Source organism: Pseudomonas lactucae, assembly GCF_016937615.1.
In the GTDB taxonomy this organism is placed as follows: Bacteria; Pseudomonadota; Gammaproteobacteria; order Pseudomonadales; family Pseudomonadaceae; genus Aquipseudomonas; species Aquipseudomonas lactucae.
The window spans coordinates 48,891-71,091 of record NZ_JAFHKI010000016.1; the positions used below are offsets into that span (position 1 = coordinate 48,891).

Annotated in this window: 21 protein-coding genes and 2 pseudogenes; 8 read left to right on the forward strand and 15 right to left on the reverse strand. The window is 61.1% G+C overall.

The window, feature by feature from the left end:
• Nucleotides 1-9: 9 nt before the first annotated feature.
• Together JWR98_RS03665 and JWR98_RS03670 are read right to left on the reverse strand one after the other, a co-directional pair.
• Entirely contained in the window at nt 10-891 is an 882-nt protein-coding gene (locus tag JWR98_RS03665) for a TorF family putative porin (protein ID WP_205489306.1), read from the reverse strand.
• 27 nt (nt 892-918) lie between these two features.
• Nucleotides 919-1,344, reverse strand: a complete 426-nt coding sequence (locus tag JWR98_RS03670) for a DUF2147 domain-containing protein (RefSeq protein WP_003173760.1) — start codon at nt 1,342-1,344, stop codon at nt 919-921.
• A gap of 162 nt (nt 1,345-1,506) precedes the next feature.
• Between JWR98_RS03670 and JWR98_RS03675 the strand changes: the two genes are divergently transcribed.
• The 4 genes and pseudogenes from JWR98_RS03675 to JWR98_RS03690 all read left to right on the forward strand — a co-directional run bounded on the left by JWR98_RS03675 (nt 1,507) and on the right by JWR98_RS03690 (nt 6,067).
• Complete coding sequence (locus JWR98_RS03675; RefSeq protein ID WP_078732573.1) at nt 1,507-2,181, forward strand: TetR/AcrR family transcriptional regulator; 675 nt, start codon at nt 1,507-1,509, stop codon at nt 2,179-2,181.
• Nucleotides 2,182-2,321: 140 nt separating this feature from the next.
• Complete coding sequence (locus JWR98_RS03680; RefSeq protein WP_205489307.1) at nt 2,322-3,542, forward strand: amino acid deaminase/aldolase; 1,221 nt, start codon at nt 2,322-2,324, stop codon at nt 3,540-3,542.
• Nucleotides 3,543-3,596: 54 nt separating this feature from the next.
• Nucleotides 3,597-5,032 (forward strand): annotated as a pseudogene (locus JWR98_RS03685) (coniferyl aldehyde dehydrogenase).
• Nucleotides 5,033-5,053: 21 nt separating this feature from the next.
• On the forward strand, nt 5,054-6,067 hold the full coding sequence (locus JWR98_RS03690) for an AraC family transcriptional regulator (protein WP_205489308.1): 1,014 nt from the start codon (nt 5,054-5,056) through the stop codon (nt 6,065-6,067).
• Nucleotides 6,068-6,073: 6 nt separating this feature from the next.
• Here JWR98_RS03690 and JWR98_RS03695 read toward each other — a convergent pair whose 3' ends face one another.
• Nucleotides 6,074-7,609, reverse strand: coding sequence for an aldehyde dehydrogenase family protein (locus tag JWR98_RS03695; RefSeq protein WP_205489309.1), 1,536 nt, complete (start codon nt 7,607-7,609; stop codon nt 6,074-6,076).
• 240 nt (nt 7,610-7,849) lie between these two features.
• On the opposite strand from JWR98_RS03695, the gene JWR98_RS03700 reads away from it, so the two are divergent.
• The 4 genes from JWR98_RS03700 (at nt 7,850) to JWR98_RS03715 (ending at nt 12,004) form a co-directional block, all read left to right on the forward strand.
• On the forward strand, nt 7,850-9,097 hold the full coding sequence (locus JWR98_RS03700; protein WP_482822917.1) for a pectate lyase family protein: 1,248 nt from the start codon (nt 7,850-7,852) through the stop codon (nt 9,095-9,097).
• On the forward strand, nt 9,097-10,677 hold the full coding sequence (locus JWR98_RS03705) for a rhamnogalacturonan lyase B N-terminal domain-containing protein (protein ID WP_078732568.1): 1,581 nt from the start codon (nt 9,097-9,099) through the stop codon (nt 10,675-10,677). Before JWR98_RS03700 ends, JWR98_RS03705 begins: the two co-directional genes overlap by 1 nt.
• Nucleotides 10,678-10,726: 49 nt before the next feature.
• Complete coding sequence (locus tag JWR98_RS03710) at nt 10,727-11,245, forward strand: TSUP family transporter (protein ID WP_205489310.1); 519 nt, start codon at nt 10,727-10,729, stop codon at nt 11,243-11,245.
• Nucleotides 11,246-11,308: 63 nt separating this feature from the next.
• Nucleotides 11,309-12,004, forward strand: coding sequence for an EthD domain-containing protein (locus JWR98_RS03715; protein ID WP_225908541.1), 696 nt, complete (start codon nt 11,309-11,311; stop codon nt 12,002-12,004).
• A gap of 44 nt (nt 12,005-12,048) precedes the next feature.
• Here JWR98_RS03715 and JWR98_RS29225 read toward each other — a convergent pair whose 3' ends face one another.
• From JWR98_RS29225 to JWR98_RS03765, 12 genes and pseudogenes are all read right to left on the reverse strand, one after another.
• Complete coding sequence (locus JWR98_RS29225) at nt 12,049-12,462, reverse strand: FAD-dependent monooxygenase (RefSeq protein WP_225908542.1); 414 nt, start codon at nt 12,460-12,462, stop codon at nt 12,049-12,051.
• Nucleotides 12,447-13,181 carry an FAD-dependent monooxygenase gene (locus tag JWR98_RS29230; RefSeq protein WP_225908543.1) on the reverse strand — a complete coding sequence of 245 codons (735 nt, stop codon included), beginning with the start codon at nt 13,179-13,181 and terminating at the stop codon, nt 12,447-12,449. The genes JWR98_RS29225 and JWR98_RS29230 overlap by 16 nt, the downstream gene beginning before the upstream one ends.
• Before the next feature lie 315 nt (nt 13,182-13,496).
• The gene (locus JWR98_RS03725) at nt 13,497-14,966 is read right to left on the reverse strand and encodes a succinate-semialdehyde dehydrogenase (protein WP_205489311.1); all 1,470 of its coding nucleotides are present in this window, start codon (nt 14,964-14,966) and stop codon (nt 13,497-13,499) included.
• 16 nt (nt 14,967-14,982) lie between these two features.
• Nucleotides 14,983-15,999 (reverse strand): dihydrodipicolinate synthase family protein, encoded by a 1,017-nt coding sequence (locus JWR98_RS03730; RefSeq protein ID WP_193862607.1) that lies wholly within the window; start codon nt 15,997-15,999, stop codon nt 14,983-14,985.
• A 28-nt stretch (nt 16,000-16,027) separates the two neighbouring features.
• A complete protein-coding gene (locus JWR98_RS03735; RefSeq protein ID WP_225908544.1) occupies nt 16,028-16,702 on the reverse strand; it encodes an ornithine cyclodeaminase family protein in 675 nt (224 codons plus the stop codon).
• A 5-nt stretch (nt 16,703-16,707) separates the two neighbouring features.
• The gene (locus JWR98_RS29235) at nt 16,708-17,037 is read right to left on the reverse strand and encodes a hypothetical protein (protein WP_225908545.1); all 330 of its coding nucleotides are present in this window, start codon (nt 17,035-17,037) and stop codon (nt 16,708-16,710) included.
• A gap of 99 nt (nt 17,038-17,136) precedes the next feature.
• Nucleotides 17,137-17,943: a LysR family transcriptional regulator gene (locus JWR98_RS03740; protein ID WP_263974286.1), complete on the reverse strand. Its 807-nt coding sequence runs from the start codon at nt 17,941-17,943 to the stop codon at nt 17,137-17,139.
• A gap of 139 nt (nt 17,944-18,082) precedes the next feature.
• Nucleotides 18,083-18,814 (reverse strand): FCD domain-containing protein, encoded by a 732-nt coding sequence (locus JWR98_RS03745; protein WP_205489312.1) that lies wholly within the window; start codon nt 18,812-18,814, stop codon nt 18,083-18,085.
• Nucleotides 18,811-19,596 (reverse strand): cyclase family protein, encoded by a 786-nt coding sequence (locus JWR98_RS03750; RefSeq protein WP_193862599.1) that lies wholly within the window; start codon nt 19,594-19,596, stop codon nt 18,811-18,813. The genes JWR98_RS03745 and JWR98_RS03750 overlap by 4 nt, the downstream gene beginning before the upstream one ends.
• Nucleotides 19,583-20,590 (reverse strand): NAD-dependent epimerase/dehydratase family protein, encoded by a 1,008-nt coding sequence (locus JWR98_RS03755; protein ID WP_205489313.1) that lies wholly within the window; start codon nt 20,588-20,590, stop codon nt 19,583-19,585. Before JWR98_RS03755 ends, JWR98_RS03750 begins: the two co-directional genes overlap by 14 nt.
• A complete protein-coding gene (locus JWR98_RS03760) occupies nt 20,581-21,573 on the reverse strand; it encodes a fumarylacetoacetate hydrolase family protein (protein ID WP_205489314.1) in 993 nt (330 codons plus the stop codon). Before JWR98_RS03760 ends, JWR98_RS03755 begins: the two co-directional genes overlap by 10 nt.
• Nucleotides 21,570-22,141: pseudogene (locus JWR98_RS03765) on the reverse strand (cupin domain-containing protein). Before JWR98_RS03765 ends, JWR98_RS03760 begins: the two are co-directional and overlap by 4 nt.
• Between the last annotated feature and the right edge of the window lie 60 nt (nt 22,142-22,201).

Consider the following 22,201-nt stretch of genomic DNA (forward strand, 5'->3'; position numbering starts at 1 on the left):
AAGGTCTACTCAGAAAGTACGCGAAATCGACGCCACCCAACGGTTTTCATCCGTGGCGCGCACATGCCCGTCGTCCTCGGCCATATACAACTCGCGCGCGCGCGTCTTGGCGGTGACAAAGTCCAGCCCCCAATCGAAGCCCCACCAGTGATGGATCAGGCCGATGTCGTAGTCCGCCGCGTTCGCTTCGGAGAAATTGACGATTTGCTGATAGCCCGCATGCAGCTTGAGCGTGGTGTTCATGCCGAGTGCGTATTTGTAGTCCAGGTCATAGAGCATGCTGCCACGGGAATTGCGATCGCCCTTGGCGTAGCATTCAAGGCCCTTGGTGGGGTCATCGCGGAACTGCAACTGGGCCCCGCACACGCCTCCGGTATTGGCGCCACGATAGGTCTTGGACAAGACCCTGGCGACTCGTCCCTCCAACGCGCCGTAGCCGATTTCCAGCACAGCGAACTGGCTGTTGTAGTTGGTCGTGCGTTCATCGGTGGGAGTGAAGGTGTCGAAGTCGAATTTGTTCGGCGCCTTGAACTGCGCCCCCGGGAACATCTCCGCCGCCAGGCCCACGCCGTAGTGCCACGCTTCCGGGTCGCCAAAGCGATAACCGCCGGCGAGCAAGACGCCCAGTCCATCACCTTCAAGAAACTGCTTTTTGCTGACAGTGGTGAACTCGGCAAGCGCGACCAGGCCACTTTCATGGGCAACCTGAACGGTGACGCGGGCGCCGGGATGATTCAAGGAATCCGAAACGCCCCGAGTGCGGACGTCGGATACCGCCTTGGCCGTGACATCGATGGCATAGCTGGCCATTTCGTCGGCGAAGGCCAGGGATGGGCTGACAATGGGCCACAGCAAGGCGGCCATCAGATAATGGTGTGTTGTTGCACGCATGAGGCTCTCCTACAAGAAAGGTCGGATTTACAAAGTGCAAACCGGTGCAGGAGGCAGTGAGGCAATGCGTTCGAATTGCTCTGTCTTGCCGAGAATCTCGGTGCCGACAAAAGCCCGGACATTGAGGATTCCCTCTTTGACCCGAACGACGCCTTTGTATTTTTTATGATCACGAGGGTCGAACACCCAGCCATCGCGCCACGCTTGCTGGTCAAAACGCTCCAGCTGCATGATCTGTACGCCGCAATCGTTTGTGGTGGAGGCCACGTCCTTGACCCAGACCACCTTTCCACACAGCGCGCCAGGCTTGTCGGCGCAATCGTCTACCTTGACCACAGCGTCCTTTTCCGACGTGAGCCACAGGCCCTTGGCTTCCTGTGGGCCCGCTGCCGCATAACCGCTGGAAGAGCACACCAGTGCCAGGGAAAGGAAAAGCCATTGCCGAGCGTTCATAAGTAGTCACCTGTATTTTTTGTTTTAAGAGACCGTCACACTAACGACGCATCGGTTATGATAGTCATCGCTACACGATAGTTATAACTACCATTATCGAGCTCAGCAACATTTTTTTTCATTTTGATAAGCTGACTCTTCACCCTTTTTTGCCAGGTACCTATGGTCAAGCTCAACACTGCCAGCGCCCGCGCCGCCACCACCGGGAAAACCCAGGAACACAAGAAGCCGCCTGCACAGCAACGCAGCACCGAGACCTACGAACGCATCCTGGTCGCCACCGCGCAGACCCTGTGCGACGTTGGCATCGAACGCCTGTCCACCAACCTGGTCTGCGAATGTGCCGGGCTGACGCCGCCGGCGCTGTACCGCTACTTTCCGAACAAATACGCACTGCTGAGCGTGCTGGGTGAACGTCTGCTGGAGAAACAGAACGGCCTGATCGACAACTGGATCACGCCGCAGCTGTTGTCCGGACCGCCCGAAGTCCTGGAGTCGGCGCTCGCCGAGCTGATCCTGGACACCTACCGGGTCACCCAGGCGACGCTGGGCGGCATGTGGATTCTCAAGGGGTTGCGCGCCGTACCGGCACTGGAGCACGTGCGGCTCGACTCCCACCGCAAGGTGTCCGCCGCACAGGCGCAGATCCTCGCAGCGATATTTCCACAGGCCGATCCTCAACAGCTGGCCACCGCTGCCCGTGTCGCGGTGGAGATGATTCACGCCACGATCGAACTGTTGTTCGATGAGTCCATGGACCCCAAAAATGTATGTGCGATGGTCGCGTCGATGATTGTCAGCCACCTGGATCGGTTGGCGCCTGCTCCAAGCGCATGAAGTGAAGTGCGGGCGAACATGGCCGGCGTGAACCCGTTGGCCGGCCGCATCGCACCTTCATCGTCATCCAGGCACGCTTTACCCTCCCAGCGGCGAGACCACGCGTCATTTCACTTACCGCTGAACTCATTGGGTCCTTCATGCGCCGTGTCGAAACTGCCCCGCTGCTTCCCGCTCGCGATTACGCCTATTACCACCAGGTGCTGGACGGGGTGCGGTTACCTGCCGCGTTCGTCGACCTGGATGCGCTGACCGCCAACCTCCAGCAGTTGGGCAAACGTGCCGGGCGCCTGCCCGTGCGGCTGGTGACCAAATCCATACGTTCGGTGGAGATGATGCGGATGATCATGAGCGCAGCGCCCTTCGTGCAGGGCCTGCTGTGCTACTCCGCCGCCGAGGCCGCCTGGCTGGCCAGCCTGGGTTTCGACGATATCGTGGTGGCCTACCCGACGGTCGATGCGCGCAGCCTGGTCAAAGTCGCCTGCCAGTTGCGCCGGGGACGCTCGATTACGCTGATGGTCGACAATCGGGCTCAGGTGCAGGCGATCAACGAGGTCGCGGTGACGGAAGGCGTGGTCATGCCGTTGGCCATCGATCTGGATATGTCCTCGGTTTTTCCAGGGCTGTACTTCGGTGTGCACCGCTCGCCGATCAATGACGAGGCGAGTGCACTGGCCCTGGCCACCGCTATCGCCGCTTCGCAAGGCGTCGAGCTGCAGGGCCTGATGGGCTACGAAGGGCAGATCGCCGGGCTGATGGACGCGGTGCCGGGCCAAGCCATCAAGAATGTGATCATCCGTTTTCTCAAACGTCGTTCCATTGCCCAGGTCAATAAACGCCGTGAGCAGGTGGTGCACGCCTTGCGCAGGGCCGGCCACACTTTGCGGTTCGTGAACGGCGGCGGCACGGGCAGTTTTGAAAGCACCCGTCTCGACCCTTCAGTGACCGAGTTGGCGGCCGGCTCCGGCCTGTACGCGCCGACTCTGTTCGACCACTACCAAGCCTTTGAACTGACGCCCGCCGCCGGCTTTGCCTTGCCCGTGACACGCACCCAGGCCCCCGGCGTGATGGTGTGTTCCGGCGGCGGTTACATCGCCTCCGGGCCTGCGGGCAAGGACCGATTGCCCCAGCCCTGGTTACCTGGCGGCTGGCGTTTGATCGACAACGAAGCCGCCGGCGAAGTCCAGACCCCCTTGCGGGGCAACCTGGATGACGCCTTGAACATCGGTGATCCGATGCTGTTCCGTCACGCCAAGGCGGGCGAGTTGTGTGAACGTTTCGATGAATTGCTAGTGATCAGCAACGGCCGTGTGATGGAACGCGTGCCGACGTATCGCGGCGAAGGCAAGAACTTCCTCTGATGACCCGCGCTCTCCAACCCGCCTCTTCCGGCATCACGCCCAAGGAATACCGTCATGAACCAGCCCATCAGCAGCCTGCCCTCCTCGCTTGAACCCGTGCCGTTGCTCAATGAGCTGTTCACCGCGCAACAAGCCGCCGTGTATGCCCAGGGTGCTCCCAGCTACGCGCAGCGCATCGCTGCCCTGGACGCGGTGTTACGCCTGGTGAGCGATCACCATGATCAACTGTTGGAAGCGGTGAGCGCCGATTTCGGCAACCGTTCGTTCGCCGAGACCCAACTCAGTGAGCTGATGCCCATCGTCAACGGCATCAAGCATATCCGCGCGCACCTCAAAGCCTGGATGCGCCCCAGCAAACGCAAGGTGGGCATCGCCTTCAAGCCCGCATCGGCCAAGGTGATCTATCAACCCTTGGGCGTGGTGGGCATTCTGGCGCCCTGGAACTATCCGCTGACGCTGACCCTGGCGCCGCTGGTGGAAGCGCTGGCGGCGGGCAATCGGGTGATGATCAAACCGTCGGAGCTGAGCCCGCGCACCGCCGCGTTGCTGCAATACTTGCTGGCCAAGACCTTTCCCGCCGACCAGGTCACCGTGGTCATCGGCGACGCGCAATTGGCCGGGCGTTTCAGTGAGCTGCCGTTCGATCACTTGTTGTTTACCGGTTCCTCCCAGGTCGGCGCCTGGTGATGGCGGCCGCGGCGCGCAACCTGACTCCGGTGACCCTGGAGTTGGGAGGCAAGTCACCGGTTGTGCTCACGGCTGATTTCCCGCTGAAAAAAGCCGCACGCATGATCGCCATCGGCAAGTTGTTCAACGCCGGGCAAACCTGTGTCGCCCCCGATTACGTGCTGGTACCGCGCCAGCTGGTCGAGCGCTTTGCCACCGAATGGATGGCGGCGGCCAAGCAGCTGTACCCCAGCATCGACGGCAACAAAGACTACACCTCGATTATTTCGCGGCGTCACTATGAGCGCCTGTTGAACCTGGTGGATCAGGCCATCGTGGCTGGGGCCAAGGTCTGGCAGGACAGCGCGTTCGATAAGACCACCGAGCGCAAAATCCCACCGACCCTGCTGACCGACGTGCCGCTGAGCACCGACATCATGCGCGAGGAAATCTTCGGCCCGCTGTTGCCGGTGGTCGCCTATGACAGCCTCGACGAGGCGCTGGCATTTATCAATACACGTCCCAAACCCTTGGCGCTGTATTGCTTCTCCAACGATCGAAACTGCGTTGAACACGTGGTCCGGCACACACGCTCGGGCGGTGTGACGATCAATGGCACCATGCTGCACGCGACCCAGGACGACCTGCCCTTCGGTGGCGTCGGTGAAAGCGGCACGGGTGCCTACCATGGCTATGAAGGGTTTGTGCGCCTGTCCCATGCGCGCGGCGTATTCAAGCTGAGCCCCTTCAATATGTCCGATAAGGTCGCGGCGCCGTATGGGCGGCTGACACGCCTGGTCACCCGCCTGATGCTGGGCAAATAACCGCGCGACAAGGAGTACGGCATGCTCGGTCCCCTGCGGCACACCGCCGACTTACCGGTCAACCTGCTGCGCAGTCTGGCGCAGCTGATCGCGCAACTGGGCCTGGACCCGGATCGGCTGTGCCTGGGGCTGGGTTTCAACCTCGCGGACCTCGCCAACCCGCAAAGCCGGGTGTCGATCCTTCAGGCGTGCCTGATGATCAAGCGCGCCCTGGACATGACCCAGGGCCGCGACAGAGGGCTGGGCCTGGACATGAGCGCGACCGAGTCCATCGCCTCCATGGGCCTGGTGGGTTATGCGATGTTGACCAGCGCCACCCTCGGCAACGCGATCGCACTGGGCATCGACATGCAGAAGCAGACCGGCGCGCTGTTGAGCTTCGAACACCTTGAATCCCCAGGGCATATCACGCTCCAGGTCGCCTGCGCGTTTCATGAACCCGAGGTCCTGACCTTTCTGGTGGAAGAAGCCTTCGGCATGCTCCTGAATATCGCGCGTACCCTCGCGGGCCCGGCGTTCAGCCCGTCCTCGATCGAGCTGACTTACCCAAGGCCCACCTACGCCGACCACTATGAGCACCTGTTCCGATGCCCGGTGCACTTCGACTGCAAGGACAACCTGTTTATCTGTGCCAATCACTGGGCCAACACCCCCATCGGTACTCACGATGCGTTGAGCAATCGACAAGTGGTGGAGTTGCTGGAGATGAGTGCCGAACGGGGCGGCGAAATCGAGTTCGTCGAATCCATCGAGCGTATCCTGCGCCGCGATCTGCGCACGCCCCTCAGCTTGTCTGCCGTAGCCGCGCAGCTGTGCATGAGCGAGCGCACCCTGCGCCGACGCCTGGCGCAGAATCAGAGGCCCTATCAAGCCATTCTGGATGATCTGCGCAAGCAGCGCGCGTTGTCGTTGCTGGGCAATGTTCGCATGACGCTGGATGAGGTCGCTTATGAGGTGGGCTTCAGCGACGCGCAGAACTTCCGCAAGGCGTTCAAGCGCTGGACCGGGCATGGCCCGCGCCAGACGCGGGCTTGACCACCGTCACTCACGAGGCTTTTGACTGAACGCTTCCAACCGCAGGCCATGCCAGGCGATCGCCAGCAGGCGCAAGCGTTGCGGCCCGTACAGCGCTTGAATAAAACGTTCGAACAGCGTGAATTTACGCTGCGTGTAGGGGTACCAGTTGGCTTCGATCTTGCTGCCGGACTTGTCGATCAGCACCGCCTTGCTACGGGTGAACCCCCGCAATCCCTCCGGCCCGCGCAGTTTGCCGAAGCCGCTTTTCTTTGCGCCGCCAAACGGCAAACCTGGGTTGCCCTCGCTCATGTTGACGTTATTGATCGACACCCCACCCACTTCCAACGCACCGGCCACCCGCAGCGCGCGTTGCGGGTTGGCAGTAAACACACTGGCACACAGGCCGTAGTGGGTATCATTGGCCAACTCAATGGCCTGTGCTTCGCTGCTGAAGGCCATGACCGGCAACACCGGCCCGAAGGTTTCTTCGGTCCACACCCGCATCCGGGGCGTGACGCGGTCCAGAATAATCGGCTGCACAGTCAGGCAATTCGCACTGGGGATGGCACCAAATCGCAGGCGCGCACCAAGGTTCAGGGCATCCTGGACATGCTCGATGACCTTGTCGCGCTGAAAATCGACGGTCATGCGCCCGACATCGGCATCGCCATTATCGCCCACACGCACAACAAGCTTTTGCGCCTCCTTGACCAAGTTGTCGACAAAACGATCTTGTATGCTGTGCTCCACCAACAGCCTCTCCACCCCGCTGCAGGATTGCCCGGCGTTGGTGAAACCGCCCCACAGCGCCGCTGCTACCGAGCGTGCGATGGGTGCGTCGGCAAATACAATCATCGGATCCTTACCTCCCAACTCCAGCTCGACCGGAATCAACTCGCGACTGGCCTGGGCCATGATCTTGCTACCGGTGGGGCCGCTACCGGTAAAGAAGATCTTCGCCGGCTGTTGATCGATCAACACAGAACCCAGGCTGCCGGTGCCGTACACCACTTGGACCAGCGCTTGCAAAATGGGCGAACACGCCAGGACGCGCTCGACCAACCCCTTGCAGGGTGCATGTTCGGAGGGTTTATAGACCACCGCATTGCCCGTTACGATCGCCGCCGCGATGCCCGTGATTGCGTTATGGAAGGGGTAATTCCAGGGGCAGATGATCAGCACGACGCCCAAGGGTTCGTGCAGCAGCAACGACTGCTTGCCCAGCAGCGTAATCGGCGTCTTGACCTTTTCCGGCCTCAGCAGCCGTTCGGCATTGCTTTCCAGCCAGTTGAGCCAATCGAGGGTGCCGAGAATTTCAGCGACCAGCGCATCCGTTCGACATTTACCCACCTCCTGCATGACCTGCGCGATGATCATCGAGCGATCGGCCAAAATCGTTTGTTTGAGCTTGGACAGCTCCGCCAGACGTGCCCGTATCGACAGCTGAGAATGGGTGCTGAACGCCTGCCGGGCCTTCGCAAATGCGACTTGGGCAGTCTCGGTTTCGCAGGGCTGCGTAATGTCGAGCGGATTAGCTTTCAACTCAAAGGGGGTGTCCATGCAACGCTCCTCGGGATCATCAACCAACCTCCAAGGTAACGGGCTGCAGCATCGTGAGGCAGGGTTGAGACGGACGAAAACCGGTTAAAAACGGCTAGCTGATAACGCCCTGCTGAACCTCAGCTGAAGGCAATGACTATCGGGCTTAAATCATTTGATAAATAACCGCGCCTATTCAGATCATGGCGAGCCTGTTTCGCAAGGCTTGGCCGCCTGTATTGAACCCTCAGGAAACCGCCGTTGACGTTCTCGATTCCCCAGTGTCTTTCAGCCCTCGTGTTAGCTGCCGCTGCGCTGGTCGCGCAACCCTCTCTGGGGGCAAGCCATGCCGAGGGTTTTGCCAAAGACGTGACCGGAGGTGGCCAGGCTGGCACCGTGCATCCCGCAACCCTGGACGAACTGAAAAAAGCTCTTTGCGCCAGCTTCGACACCCGTGGCAATTGCACCGATGACACCCCGCGTGTGATTGCTCTGGACCATACGTTTGATTTTCGCGGTTCGGTTGTGTCCGACGGCAGCGCCCAAGTCACGGATGCCGGTTGCATGGCCAACGCCTGCCCCCACGGCGGTGGGCAGTGGGCAATCGACGGCGCCAATCATTTTTGCCAGTCTAAACCGCCGGCCACGGTGACGTATGACAAGGCAGGCTTGCAGCGTTTGAAGATCGGTTCGAACAAGACCCTGCTGGGTGTGGGCGCCCATGCCGGTATCCAGGGCATGGGCTTGTTCATCGGCAGCGGCGCGCACAATGTCATCGTGCGCAACCTGGTCCTCTCGGACATCAATCCCCGCGTGGTCTGGGGCGGCGACGCACTCACGCTGGACGATGCCGATGGCGTATGGATCGATCACGACACCTTTGCGCATATCGGTCGACAGATGATCGTGACCGGCTGGGGCAGCGCGACCCATGTGACAATCTCCAACAACGAATTCGACGGCCGCACGCCCTACTCCGCGACCTGCGATGGTCATCATTACTGGGTATGGTTGTTTCTGGGCCATCACGACACCCTGACGCTGCTCAACAACTATGTGCATGACACCTCGGGACGCGCCCCTCATTCCGGCGGCATGGGCAATGCCGAAGTCCGCGCGCAACTGGTCAATAACCTGTTTGTTCATCTGACATACCAGGGCGCGGTCATGTCGCGTACCGCCAGCTCCTATCTACTGGTAGAAGGCAATGACTTCGAAGACGTGTCCCACCCGCTGTTCAACGATACCCAGCAACCGGGCAGCGCGTATGCCCTCTTCACGCCCCTCCCACCGTCGCCCGACGATGGCTGCCAGGCTGCGCTGGGCAGGCCCTGTGTCGCCAACCGGCTGCGCCTGAGTGGCGATGATTATCGTCCCCGGGATGCTTCTGTGCTGGAGGCGTTCAAGGCCTACCGTCAATACCTTGTTGCACCGCAGCCAGCCGACATTGCGCGAATTGGCGTGCTGCGCGATGCCGGTGCGGGCCACCTCACCCCTGGAAACCACTGATGCGACGTGTCCTGCTGCTAATGCTCTGCTCACTGGCGACCCCTGCCTTCGCCGGTTTCGGCTTCACGCGCACCGACTCCCGCATCGTCGTCGACACCGATACACAGTTGCTGTTCAGCGTGGACACCCGCAATGGCGATCTGGTCTCTCTGCGTTATCGCGGCAGTGAATTGCAGACCACCGAACCCAAGGCCTCGCAGGTCGCATCCGGCTTGGGCAGCGCACAGGTCGAGGCGCATACAGTGGGTGATGTGATCGTCATCAGCGCGCGGGCAGGTGATTTGATCCACTATTACCTGGCCAAAAAAGGCCGCGCGGCCATTTACATGGCGACCTACGCGCCCACCTTGTTGCCTGTGGGCGAGCTGCGCTTCGTGGCGCGGCTCAACGTCGGCAAGCTGCCCAAGGCTGTGCATGGCACCGATTCCAATGTCGGCACGGCGATCGAAGGCAAGGACGTGTTCCTGCTAGCGGATGGCCGCACCAGTTCCAAGTTCTATTCGGCGCAGCCGATGATCGACGACCCATTGCACGGCGTAAAAGGCCCGGGTGTCGCGGTGTATATGCTGATGGGCAATCGCGAGCTCAGCTCGGGCGGTGCATTTTTCAAGGATATTGCCACCCAGAAAACCCCGACCACCCATGAACTTTACAACTACATGTACTCCAACCACACCCAGACCGAGCCCTTTCGCGGCGGCCTGCACGGGGTCTACGGGCTATTGTTTACCGACGGTGATGGGCCTGATGCACGCTTGAGCGACCTGGGTTTTGTCGACGATCACCTGGGCCTTGCGGGCTTCGTGGACAGCACCGGACGCGGCACCCTGGCCGGCCAGGTATCCGGTGTGGCCGGTGGGTTGCCTGCAGTGGTGGGTTTGAGTAATGCCAACGCCGAGTATTGGGCACGCACCGATGGCAGCGGGCGGTTTGTCGTGACCGGGGTAAGACCTGGACACTACCGGGTCACGCTGTACCAGAATGAGCTGGAAGTCGCACAAACCACCGCCGCAGTGAGCGCCGGCGGCACCACGCAAACCAGCCTGCACGCGCAACCGCCGGCCGGCCAGGTGAAGTGGCAAATCGGTATGCCCGATGGCACGCCGGCGGGTTTTCGCAACGCCCACCTGCTGGCATCCGCCCACCCCAGCGATTCACGCATGGCGCCATGGGCCCCGGTCAGCTACAGCGTTGGCAGCAGCCCTGTCGACGCCTTTCCCGCCGCGCAATGGCGCGACGTCAACAGCCCGACCCGCATCCAATTCGTGTTGGCCGCCAACGAGGTGACGGCTTACCGATTGCGCCTGTTTATTTCACTGGCCCAAGCCGGAGGGCGCCCGGCGGTGAGTGTCAATCAGCACTGGGAGGCGCCCGTGCCAGCGGCCTCGAATCAACCTGACAGCCGTGGGATTACTCGAGGTACTTATCGCGGTAACAACAGCGTGTTCGAGATCAATGTTCCGGCCACGGCGCTGCATGCAGGTGTCAACACACTGGAGATCGGCGTGGCATCAGGTAACACGGGAAAAGGCTTTCTTAGCCCGGGCTTTGTGTTCGATAGCGTGCAATGGGTGCAGTAATGATCACCGGCACTCGATTAACCGACTTACCTTCGGCAAGCACGCCGAAATGATAGCTAGCGAGTGGCTGACAGGGGCTGGCCTGGTCATTCTAGGTATCGTGACTGGCTTTGTCGGCACCAATACGGGAGGAAGCGTGTTTCTCACAGTACCGGTCATGATTGGGCTAGGCATTGCACCGCAGTCGGCTGTAGCCACTGCCCGCTTGGCCTCACTGGGCACGATGCTGGCTGGACTGCGTCATTTTCACCAATACGGAAAAATCGATTATGCCGCTGCTTTCCCAGCGGCCCTCCTAGGTCTGCTTGGGGCGCTGGCGGGGGCGAGTCTGCTGATTGAAATCGATCCTCTGCTGCTGCACAAAATAATTGGGGCACTCACGCTGCTACTTGTGTTGCTTTCGCTAATCAAACAAGCTCAGCGCTCGTCAAGCATGTTATTGCACGATACCTACCAGCATGAATACCGATTGGTTTGCGGGACAAACCTGGCCTTATATTTTGGTGTTGAAAAACAATCAGATGAATACCAACCGCACGAAGTGCACTTAAGGCTCAATCCCCGTTAACCCTGCCAAAAGCGAGAACGCTTCATGATAAAAATCCTAGCCGCTGTACGCAGAAAACCAGGAATGACGCATGCAGAGTTTTTAAACTATGTAGAGCACACCCACGGAGCAATCGCTAAAGCCAAACCGCTAGGTGTCAAACGGTACGTGCAGAACCATGTCATCGACGCGGCTTTCGGGGTCGACGCCGACAATGCCTATGCACAGTCCTTCCACAAAGACTCCATTACGGAGCTGTTTTTTGAAGACGTGCCAGGTCTGATTCGCACCTTCAGCGATCCCTATACTCAGCAAACCGTCGGCCCTGATGCAAAGAACTTCGCTGATCTTTCCGAGCAGCTCGCTCAATTGATGGATGAAGCGGAGACGGCTAGCACCGCTACAGCGCCTCTCCCATGGAAGGCGATGATCCTGCTGAAGAAAAATCCCGCGATGGCGCTCGATCGTTTTTTCGAAGCTTGGGACGCAGCTCACGAGAGCATTACCCGGGAACAGCCCGACTTCCAGAACGCCCTACGCCGGTATGTTCGCTCCCGGTACCTACCCGAGGGTGACAAGGTGACAGCCTATTTCGGGCCAAACATCGCCGTATACGAAGGCGCCTCTAGCCTGTGGTTTGAAAATGAAGCGGATTTTTCGACGTTTCGGCAGTATCAGCGAGCGCTGTTTCAAAAACTTGCCGAGGACGGCGTGGCACTGACGTCGGCGTCTTTTTTCGCTTACGTCAAAGAGGTCGTTATTTTCGATCATTGCTTCTGAAGACCAGCAGCGCGACCCTTCCCATCCAGAAGGGTCGCAATCAATCAGATAGGCTCAGCCAACGTCGCAGTAGACTCCCGCATGATCTGCGCATGCTCTTCCTTATCCCCACCACTTTTCTCTATCTCGCACAGCCGTGCGGAGTTCTCGACCACGAGTTGGCAACGCTCCCAGCGCCGCGTTTCGAACCGGCTCAGGCCCGTCTGTAGATTGCTACTGGCGAGCAACTCTTCGGCAAGCACGATGGCGCTCTCAATACCGATGCCAGCTCCGGAAGCCAGGTGCGGCGTGGTGGCATGCACCGTGTCGCCAATCAGCACGATTCGGCCCTTGTGCCAGGGCAGCGGCACCAACAGATTGGCCAGCGGACGATAGTCGATATTGGCGCCCGCCTCGTACAGCTGCGGAACCAGCGTTTGCAGGATCGGAGCTGGGAATTCACTCAACAGGCGCGCCATTTCACCCGGCCAACTGGCCGGATCGATCCACTCGGAAAACTCCCGGTTTTCATGAGAAACATATACATGTGTGTTTCGGAAATCGGATTGACGCCAACCTTGGTGCGACCCAGCCAATGAGTGGGGCGCACGATTTGCGGCGGACGCTTCAGCACCGCGCGCCAGACGCTCTGATGGATGGGTTTTGGCGAGGGTGCATCCGGGAAAAAGTCCTTTCGTGTGCGCGAATGCACACCGTCAGCGGCGATGACCAGGTCATAGCGTTCAGTGGTCCCGTCGGTGAAAGACACGTCAATGCCATCGTCATGCTCGATGATGCTGTCGTAGGTGATGCCCAGGCGCACGCGGGTCCCCACTTCCCGCGTCCTGTCGGCAAATATTCGAGCCAGTACCGGGCGCAGGATGCCGCCACCACAGGGAATCGGCTTATCGCTGACCGGCGGTCGAAGCGCCAATTGCACGATCAGGTCGCCCACCGGTGAAAACACATCGAAATTGGTCGACAAGTATCCTTCCCCGGCGACCCTTTCCAGAATCCCAACCGTATCAAGCGCTCGCAGCGTGGGCCCACTGAGCGTAATCCCAGCCCCCAAAGGACACCACAATGGATCGATTTCGACGAGGTCCACTTCGACGCCCTGGCGGGCGAGCTGGATAGCCGCGGTCATACCGGAGAACCCTCCTCCGATCACCAGGACCTTGTTGACTGCTGCAATCATCACGCTCTCCTAATTATTCTTATTCACTCGGGCAGACATTGCATGGCGCACCGACGAGCTCTGCGGCCTGATCGCGTCAATACCGTAGAAACATGGAATGCCGACGGGAAATGCCGGATCAGCCACGAGACTATCGAATCGGCTATCAGCGCTGAAATCGCTTTGCACAATCCGAGGTATCGCTGGCGGCGATGGGTCTCGCAGGTAAGCCGGGGGCATTGCTCGGAGTGCCTGCCTTTGCGGCAGAACAAATACAAAAGCCGATGAACGACGGCTCACACGAACCGCCGTCCACCGGCCTTTAACGACGGTTGTTTACACGCTTTCCAAGCCATCCCAGCAGAGGTATTTAACCTCTAGGAACTCGTCTATTCCCAGGTGAGATCCCTCTCGCCCAAGACCGCTCTGCTTCACGCCACCGAAAGGTGCGACCTCATTTGAAATCAAGCCACAGTTGATGCCCACCATGCCCGACTCGATGCGCGCGGCGTTGCGCCAGATACGCGCCGCGTCACGGCTGAACAGATACGCGGCCAGGCCAAACTCGCTGTCGTTGGCCATGGCAATGGCTTGGTCATCCGTGTCGAAACGCACCAGCGGCATGACCGGGCCGAAGATCTCCTCACGAGCAACCCGCATCCCATGGGTCACATCAGCCAACAAGGTGGGCTCGAAAAAACACCCGCCCAGCGCATGGGGCTTACCGCCAGACAGCAGTCGAGCGCCTTGGGCCAGCGCATCATCAACCAGCGCCTGGGATTTTCGTACCGCCGCGTCATCGATCAACGGCCCGACTTGTACACCCGGCTCCAGGCCATTGCCCAGCTTCAGGCGTGCCATGCGCTCGACGATGCGTTCGGCCAGTGCGTCATAAACCGCGGACTGCACCAGCACCCGATTCGCGCCGATACAGGACTGTCCACCATTGCGAAACTTGGCCAACATCACCCCGTCAGCCGCAGCATCCAGATCAGCATCATCGAAGACAATGAACGGGGCGTTGCCGCCCAACTCCATGGAGCATTTCTTGACCGTCTGCGCCGCTTGCGCCAGCAGCAGCCGGCCCACTTCCGTGGACCCCGTGAAGGTGAGCTTGCGCACCAGTGGGTTGGCCATAAGCTCACCGGCAATGTCGCGGGTGTCGTTGCCAGTGATCACACTGAAAACGCCGGCGGGCACGCCAGCGCGCTGCGCCAGTTCGGCGAGTGCCAGCGCGGTCAGCGGTGTCTGGCTTGCCGGTTTCACCACCATCGTGCAACCGGCCGCGAGGGCCGGAGCGGCCTTGCGTGTAATCATCGCAGCGGGGAAATTCCAGGGCGTGATCGCCGCGCAGACGCCGATGGGTTCGCGCAGGACCACGATGCGCTGAGTGTCCTTTACGCCCGGAATCAGATCACCGCGCACCCGTGTGGCTTCCTCGCCAAACCAGCGCACAAAAGACGCCGCGTAATCGACTTCACCCCGCGCCTCCTCCAGTGGCTTGCCCTCCTCCAGGGTAATCAGCGTGGCAATGTCCTCGCGATGCTCAACCATCAGCTCATACCAACGACGCAACACCTCGCCGCGGCGTTTGGCCGTCAGGCGACGCCATGGACCAAAGGCCTCATGCGCCGCGTCGATGGCGTGCCGGACTTCAGTTTCACGGCAGCGCGGCAACTCGGCCAGCACCGTTTGATCCACCGGATTACGCAGCGTGTACTGACCGTGCGGCGTCTCGGCCAGCCACTCACCGGCGATATAGGCACCGTCACGCCACAGCGTAGGATCCTTAAGTAAATGCTTCACTGTGCAACCCTCCCGATCAGCACGGATAACGCCCGATCATGAAGGCGCTGTCAGGATCCGAAGTCACCGGCAACCCCGACGCGACCAACCCTTGACGCAGCGACTTCATGAAGCGATCCGGCACGCGCATCGCTGGGGCACGCAGTGGGCCGCCGTTAAAGCCGGCGAGCCAGTCCTGGTATTTCCACATCGTGCGATTGAGCACCCCAGTACCGCCAGCGTAGCTCTGCGCGGCGGCGCCGTTGGCGCTGCGTGCCGGGTTGACCTTCCAATACAACTCCATCGCCTCTTCGAAGCGCCCCGTGCGTGCCAGCTCGAATGCTTTCGGGTAGTAGTCGCTCATCCAGGCGGTGTTACTGGTGCCGGAAAACTGCAACTTCATCAGGCTCATCAAGGGGATTGCGTCGCCTTCGATCGGGCAACTGATCACCACCTGATCGCGGAAGTGGTGATACATCTCACAAATGCCCGCTGGAAGCGGAAACCCTTGCTCGGATTTGATGGCCGCGATATTCGGGCAATCGGCCAACAGCCGACGGACCAACTCCAGCGACATACCCGCCGGATGCACGCGCTCGAAGCCCCAGAGCGGAATCGGGAAGAGCATGACCGCAAGGTCCGTCGCGTCGCAGAATGCCTTGGTGTAGTCGTAGATTTCCTGCTCGCTGGTCGGCCAGAACTGCGGTGGATAGGAGAGCAGGACGATATCCGCACCGGCATTCTCGGCGAGCTTCACCGCCTCGATGTTCTCGGCAAGCGTGCCAAACGCCGCATGGAAGAATAGGAGCAGGTTTTTCCCCGACTCACGGGCCCAGGCGGTGAACTGTGCGTTCTCCTGGGGAGAGATCGCCAGCTCGCTGCACAGCAACGTGGCGCTGTAGCCCAGGCCGACCGTATGTTCAATGTCGTGGCGAATGCCACGTTCGTTGAGTCGCTTCAGGTCGGCACTGAAACTTGGGATGGTGACCGCCGAGCAGCCCACCAGGTTTTCCCGCGCCCAGGCACGGGCATCCGCTTTCTTGTATGTGGCCATGATGACTTTCCTTCGAACAGTGGAGGGGTTATTTCGAGACAGGGACAATGCTGGCAGGCAGCTCGATGCCGAGGCCTTGTTGCCTGGCGCGCTCGTACAACGCTTGTGCGATGACGACGTCCTGCAGCGCCGAGCCCACCGATTTGTAGAGAACGATGTCGCTTGCGTTCTGGCGCGGGGTGACACGACCCGCGACGAGATCCGACAGCGCGACCAATTTGTCGGCGACATAAACGCCGGCACTGATCGCCGCAATGGCATCGCCGGTATCGTGGAGCACCTCTTGCGGCATATCAGCGACGATGCAGACGGCTCGCTCCATCGTGACCGGGTCAACTTCCCGTTGCTCAGGCAAGGTGGAGCCCAACGACACGACCGTGGCACCCGGGCAAAGCCACGCGCCTTGCAACACTGGCGACTCGTCACGGCTGCGGGCGGCACAGATCACCACATCACACTCCTGCACGGCCTCTTGCGCGCTGTTCACCGCTTGGATATCCAGTCCAGGCCTGAAGCTTTCGGCAAAGCGCTCGCGGCTCGCGGGCGTTGGGCTGAACACCCGGACACGGGCGACATCGCGCACGGCCTTGAGGCAGTCAAGTGCACCACGCGCCTCGAATCCGGCACCAATCACGCCCACCCGCAGCGCTCGTTGAGGCGCCAGTAGATCGACCGCCAGCGCAGCGGTTGCAGCGGTGCGCAACCCCGTCACCCGATTGCATCGATCAGGGCACTGAGCGCCATGGTTTGCTGATCGAACAATGCGATCAGGTAGCTGGCGCAGCGCGCCCGCATGGAGGCCGCGATCAGCTTGCAGCCCATATGGCCGCCGGAGGGGGAAACAGCGGTCAGACTGCGCAGCCAGATGCCATCGCCCCGGGCCATGGAGCGAGGCGGCACCGTGGCATCCGATGCAGGGCGTGCATACGCCTCGGCGAGCGCGGCGACGGCGGTGCTCCAGTCGGCGAGCGAGGCCACATCGGCGTCACTGAGAAAAAGCGTCGGGGCAATGACTTGGAGTTCTTGGGCGTGATGCATGGCGCAAACCTCGCAATCGGGGATCAGTCGTTGGTTGACTGACACCCTACGAGGCGCGCCCCCCACCGAATACTGCTGGGGATGCAAAGCAGCTATCGCTTAAATCGATGGCATGGACAGATTGCAAATCAGCCGTCGCACTTCACGGGAAGCACGGGTCAAGGGGCGCCGGGGCGACTCGACCAGCACGACAAAGCGTTCCAACACGGGCTCGATAATGCGCGATGAAATCAGTCGTTGATCCAGCGAGCCGGGCAGCACAGAGGCAATCGCATAGCCTCCGCCTGCCGCGACGACTTCGTACTGGAGCTGGACCGAGTCGGCTTCCACGGCCACGCACAGCTCCACGCCTTGCTCGGCGGCCAAATGATCGAGCCTGGCCCTCAGCAGATGCGGCCGCCCAGGCACGACCAATGGCAGCCCCGATAGATTTTCCAGCGCAATATCTCGATTGCCGAACAGCGGATCGGCGGCGGGTCCTACCAGGTGCAGCGGTAGCCTGGCCAACAGATGGGCTTGGCCGATGCTCGCCTCGCTCTCGCGCAGCACCAGCGCCATATCCAGACGACCATCGTGCAACTGTTCTTCGAGTTGAGCGCTCGCGCCCTCAATCAGGTGCAATCTCACCCCGGGCATCTGCACGCGCACCGCAGAAAAAAGCGTTCCCGCAAACCGGCGTACGGCGGAAGGCAACATGCCCACGACCACCTCCCCCACCGGCTTTCCTCGCAGGTTGCGAATGTCGTCGACAAGGCTTTCAGCGTTCGCCAGGAGATCCGATATACAGGGCAGCAACTGCTCGCCAAATTCGGTCAGAACCACCCCACGTCCGTTGCGATAGAACAGGCGTTCGCCACATTGCGATTCGAGCAGGGCAATATTGCGACTCACCATGGACTGCGGCATGTCCAGCAGTACGGCCGCTTTGCTGAGACTGCAGCCGCCACGACCCGGACGAACAAAGTCCAGCGGGGATCGATGATGGTGAGCGCCGTGGCAGTAGGCTGCGTGGCCATGTCCGGCACCGGGTAGCTCTGGTTCTCCGTCATGTCATCAACTCTTGGCGGGCCTGGTGCAAGTATTCGCGACTGTCCTGGAGATGCAGGCGCATCGCAGCACGCGCGCATTCAGCGTCCTGATGAAAGATCGCCTGGTAAATCTGCTCGTGCTCGCTTTGCATGCGCTGTTCGTAATGCAAAGGCTCATCGTGAAACAGACGCGCAGAATCCAGTCGGCTGCGGGGGATGATGACCTCGCCCAGGTTGAGCAGTGTGCTGGCGATGTAGGGGTTGCCGGTCGCCTGGGCAATGCCCAAATGGAATTGAAAATCCAACGCCGCCCGATCATTGACGCTGACATCCGGCTGCCCGAGCTGATCGAGAAGTGCCCGCAACCCCGTCAACTGATCCGTGTTGCGTCGCTGGGCCGCGAGCCCGGCGGCTTCTACCTCAAGACCGATCCGAAACTCCATGATCGCCAGCGAATCGGTGATGAGACCGATCGTCGCCGGGTCGATGAATGCCCCCAACGACAGGGCGCTACCGCGTACAAAGGTCCCGATACCGTGGCGTGTCTCAACCATTCCGGCAGCCTGTAGACGCGACATGGCTTCGCGCACCACGGTCCTGCTGACACCATGCTCCAGCATGAGAGCCGACTCGGTGGGCAACTGTTCGCCGCCACGCAGCCGTCCCTCGACAATGTGCTCCGACAGCAGCGCCTCAAGCCCCTGGGACAGACTACCGCGCTTTTTTCCACCGGCCACTGGCACGTTCACTCCTCGAAAATCGCTACGGCGCGGACGAAACCGGCCGAAGCGTGCCTGATCTTGTAGGGGAAGCAGGACACCTGGAAACCATAGGCCGGCAGGCATTCCAGGTTGGCCAGTTTCTCCATCTGGCCGTAACCGATGTCGCGTCCGGCCTTATGCCCTTCCCAGATGATCGAAGCGTCGCCCGTGGCGGCGAAGCGTTCGCGGGTGTACTTGAACGGCGCGTCCCAGCTCCAGGCATCGGTGCCGACTACGCGCACGCCGCGCTCCAACAAGTACAACGTGGCCTCGCGGCCGATGCCGACCCCGGCGTCCAGATACCCTGGCTGGCCGAACAGCGCGCCGGCACGGGTGTTAACCAGGACAATGTCCAGCGGCCGTAGAACATGGCCAATACGCTCTAGCTCAGCTTGCATTTCGGCAGCGTTAACCACATGGCCATCCGGTAAATGACGAAAGTCCAGCTTCACGCCGGGTTGCAGGCACCAGTCCAACGGCAACTCGTCGATGCCAAACGCCGGCTTGCCACCATCCGTGGTCGAAGCGTAGTGCCAAGGGGCGTCCATGTGCGTGCCGCTGTGCGTGGTGATCTGCAGGCGCTCAGCAGCCCAGGATTCGTCGCCAGGCAGTTGCGCCTTGGACAGGCCGGGAAACATCGCGGCCATCTCCGGCCAGCCTTGCTGATGGTCCATGTAGTCGATTTTAGGCAGCAACGGCGGTGGATCGGTGTAGGGGTTGTTGTCCAGGGTCACGGACAGGTCCACCAGGCGGCGTTTAGTTGATTGCATGTTCGCTCACTCCAAGTCCCACCCGCCCACGCGCACGACGCGTCGGGGTAGCGGCATTCAAACTGTTACGTATCAAGGCAGCTGCCGAGCCGTCATGGCGAAAGCCAAGGGCACGGGCCAGAGGGGTTTTCATTGCGGGAAAGCTGCCGAATAACGCTTGCAGCCCCGCGTCCGGTGCGAAGCTGATCAGCGCGCGGCGTTCCTGGCCGTAGGCAGCGGCCAGGGCATCGATGACCTGGGCAATGGACAGGCGCAACAGCGGCAGTTGCCAGACGCGTGACGCGCCGAGCTGGGCAGACGGCAGTTCGGCGGCCCGTAGCAGGTTATCCACGCAACACCGCACCGACATCCACCATGCCTGCGCCTGCGGCGACACCGGGCAGCAATAGGGCTGGCCTTCGGCGAAGGCGTGCAGCACGTCGCTCATAAACGCCGAGCGCAGCCCATTGGGTTCACGTGGACGGGCAACGATGCCGGGCAGACGCACGGCGCGACCGTCCACCTCGCCTCGTCGGGCAAGGTCATTGATCGCCATTTCCACCATCGCCTTGTGCGCACCGTAACTCAACTGCGGGCTCGGCACCGCACGCTCGTCGATGCGGGCCGGCACGTCGCCGCCGTACACCGCCACGCTGCTGGCATACACCAGCACCGGCTGTCCCGGCTGCTCGCGCAGCTGGTCGAGCAACTCAAGGCTTGCCAGCAGGTTGACCTGATAGCCCAGTGAATAATGCTGCTCGGCCGCGCCCCCCGGAATACTGACCAAGTGAAAGACCACATCGATGCCATCGGCCAACGCGCGGCGCAATAACGCGGCGTCGGTGACACTGCCGCAATGCCGGCGCAGGCGCTTGTCCTCGGCAAACCCCACCAACTCTTTATCCAGCAGGATCAACGCGCTGATCGAGCGGCCTTGTAACGCATTGGTTTCGAGCAACCGTTTCACCAGCGTCCGGCCAACAAAACCATTGGCCCCGGTAATCATCACGCGCATGGGAGGCCTCCGCGCACGATGCACTGGTCTATCGCCCCGAACACCGACTGACCTTGCAGATCGAGGACCTCCATGCGCACGCGGTCGCCAAAGCGCATGAAGGACGTCCGTGGTACGCCGTGCTCGATCATCTCAACGGCACGACGTTCGGCGATGCAGGCAGCGCCCACAGTGGGGTCAGCATTGGAAACCGTGCCGGAACCGATCAGGCAACCCGCCCTGAGGCGCCGGGTCAGCGCCGCGTGAGCAATCAACTGATGAAAGCCGAAATGCATGGCACCGCCCTGGGCATGACCGAACCACTGACCGTTCCATTCAACCTTCAACGGCAAGTGCACGCGCCCGTCGCGCCAGGCCTCGCCCAACTCGTCGGGGGTGACCGCCACCGGGGCAAAACTGGACGCGGACTTGGCCTGGATAAAACCGAAGCCGGTCTTCATTTCTCGGGGGGCGAGCGCACGCAGGCTGACGTCGTTGACTTGCACAATGAGCCGAATATGCTCGACGGCGTCTTGCGCCGAGCAGCCCATGGGAACCTCATCGACCAACACCGCAAACTCGCCTTCGAAATCGATACCGTGGTTTTCGCTGGGCAGCTCGATGTCGTCGTGGGCGCCTAGAAAGTCGTCGCCACAGCCCTGATACATCAGCGGCGTATGTTCAACACCTTCGATCGGATCCAGCCCAAAAGCCTTCTGCATGCGCTTGCCATGACTGAGGAAAGACGAGGCGTCCAGCCACTGCCAGGCACGTGGCAGAGGCGCGGCGGCTTGCTGAGGATCGAAGGCGAAGGCACCGGCCAGCGTGCCTTCGTTCAAGGCGTCATACCGCGCGCGTAAAACGCTTTCGACATGCGCCCAGCGCTCAACGGCCTCCTGCAGCGTCGCGGCAATATCGCCGGCATCCACCGCCCAGGCCAGGTCGCGCGACACCACCACCAGGCGACCGTCGCGATTTAGGTTCTTGAGGGTGCTGAGCTTCATGGGTGTTCTCCTTGCAGTTCAGGAGCAAAGCGGCCATCGAGCAGCACAAAGAGCATGCGGGCCATCTGCTCGGTGCGATTGCTCCAGGCGTGGTTGGTGCCGCGCTGCACCACGATGTCGCCGCGTTTGAGATGCACCTCCTCGCCATCGAGCACCAGCCAGACCTCACCCTCGGTGACCACGCCGTAATCCAGCGTTTGGGTGCGATGCATCAGCTTGTGCCTGGAATCCGCCTGCCCCGTGCCGGCATGGGCCTGGCCAATTTCGGCGAAGGCCGCCGCGGCCTCCTCGGCGCTGACCTGGTTCTGCACACTGTCCGGGGGAATATCCACCACGCGGATGACACTGCCCAATGGCGCGGGGCTCAGTTGAAGCGGCTGGTGGGTGGGGTCGTCGCCGTTATCCAGCGCGGCCGGCTGGCGCCGCTGTTCCAGATCTCATGGAAGACCGTGCCGGGCACGGCCTTGAGCGGGAAACTGTTCGGCGTTGGCCCGCTGAGCGCGACCACCGCCTGGCCCTGGGCATCGTGCCCGGTTACCACGCGTTTGAAACCAGGAAGCTGTTGCATATTCGAGTCCTCAATCTGTTGGCGAAACGCGCCAGCGGGTAACGATGAATTCATGAAAAA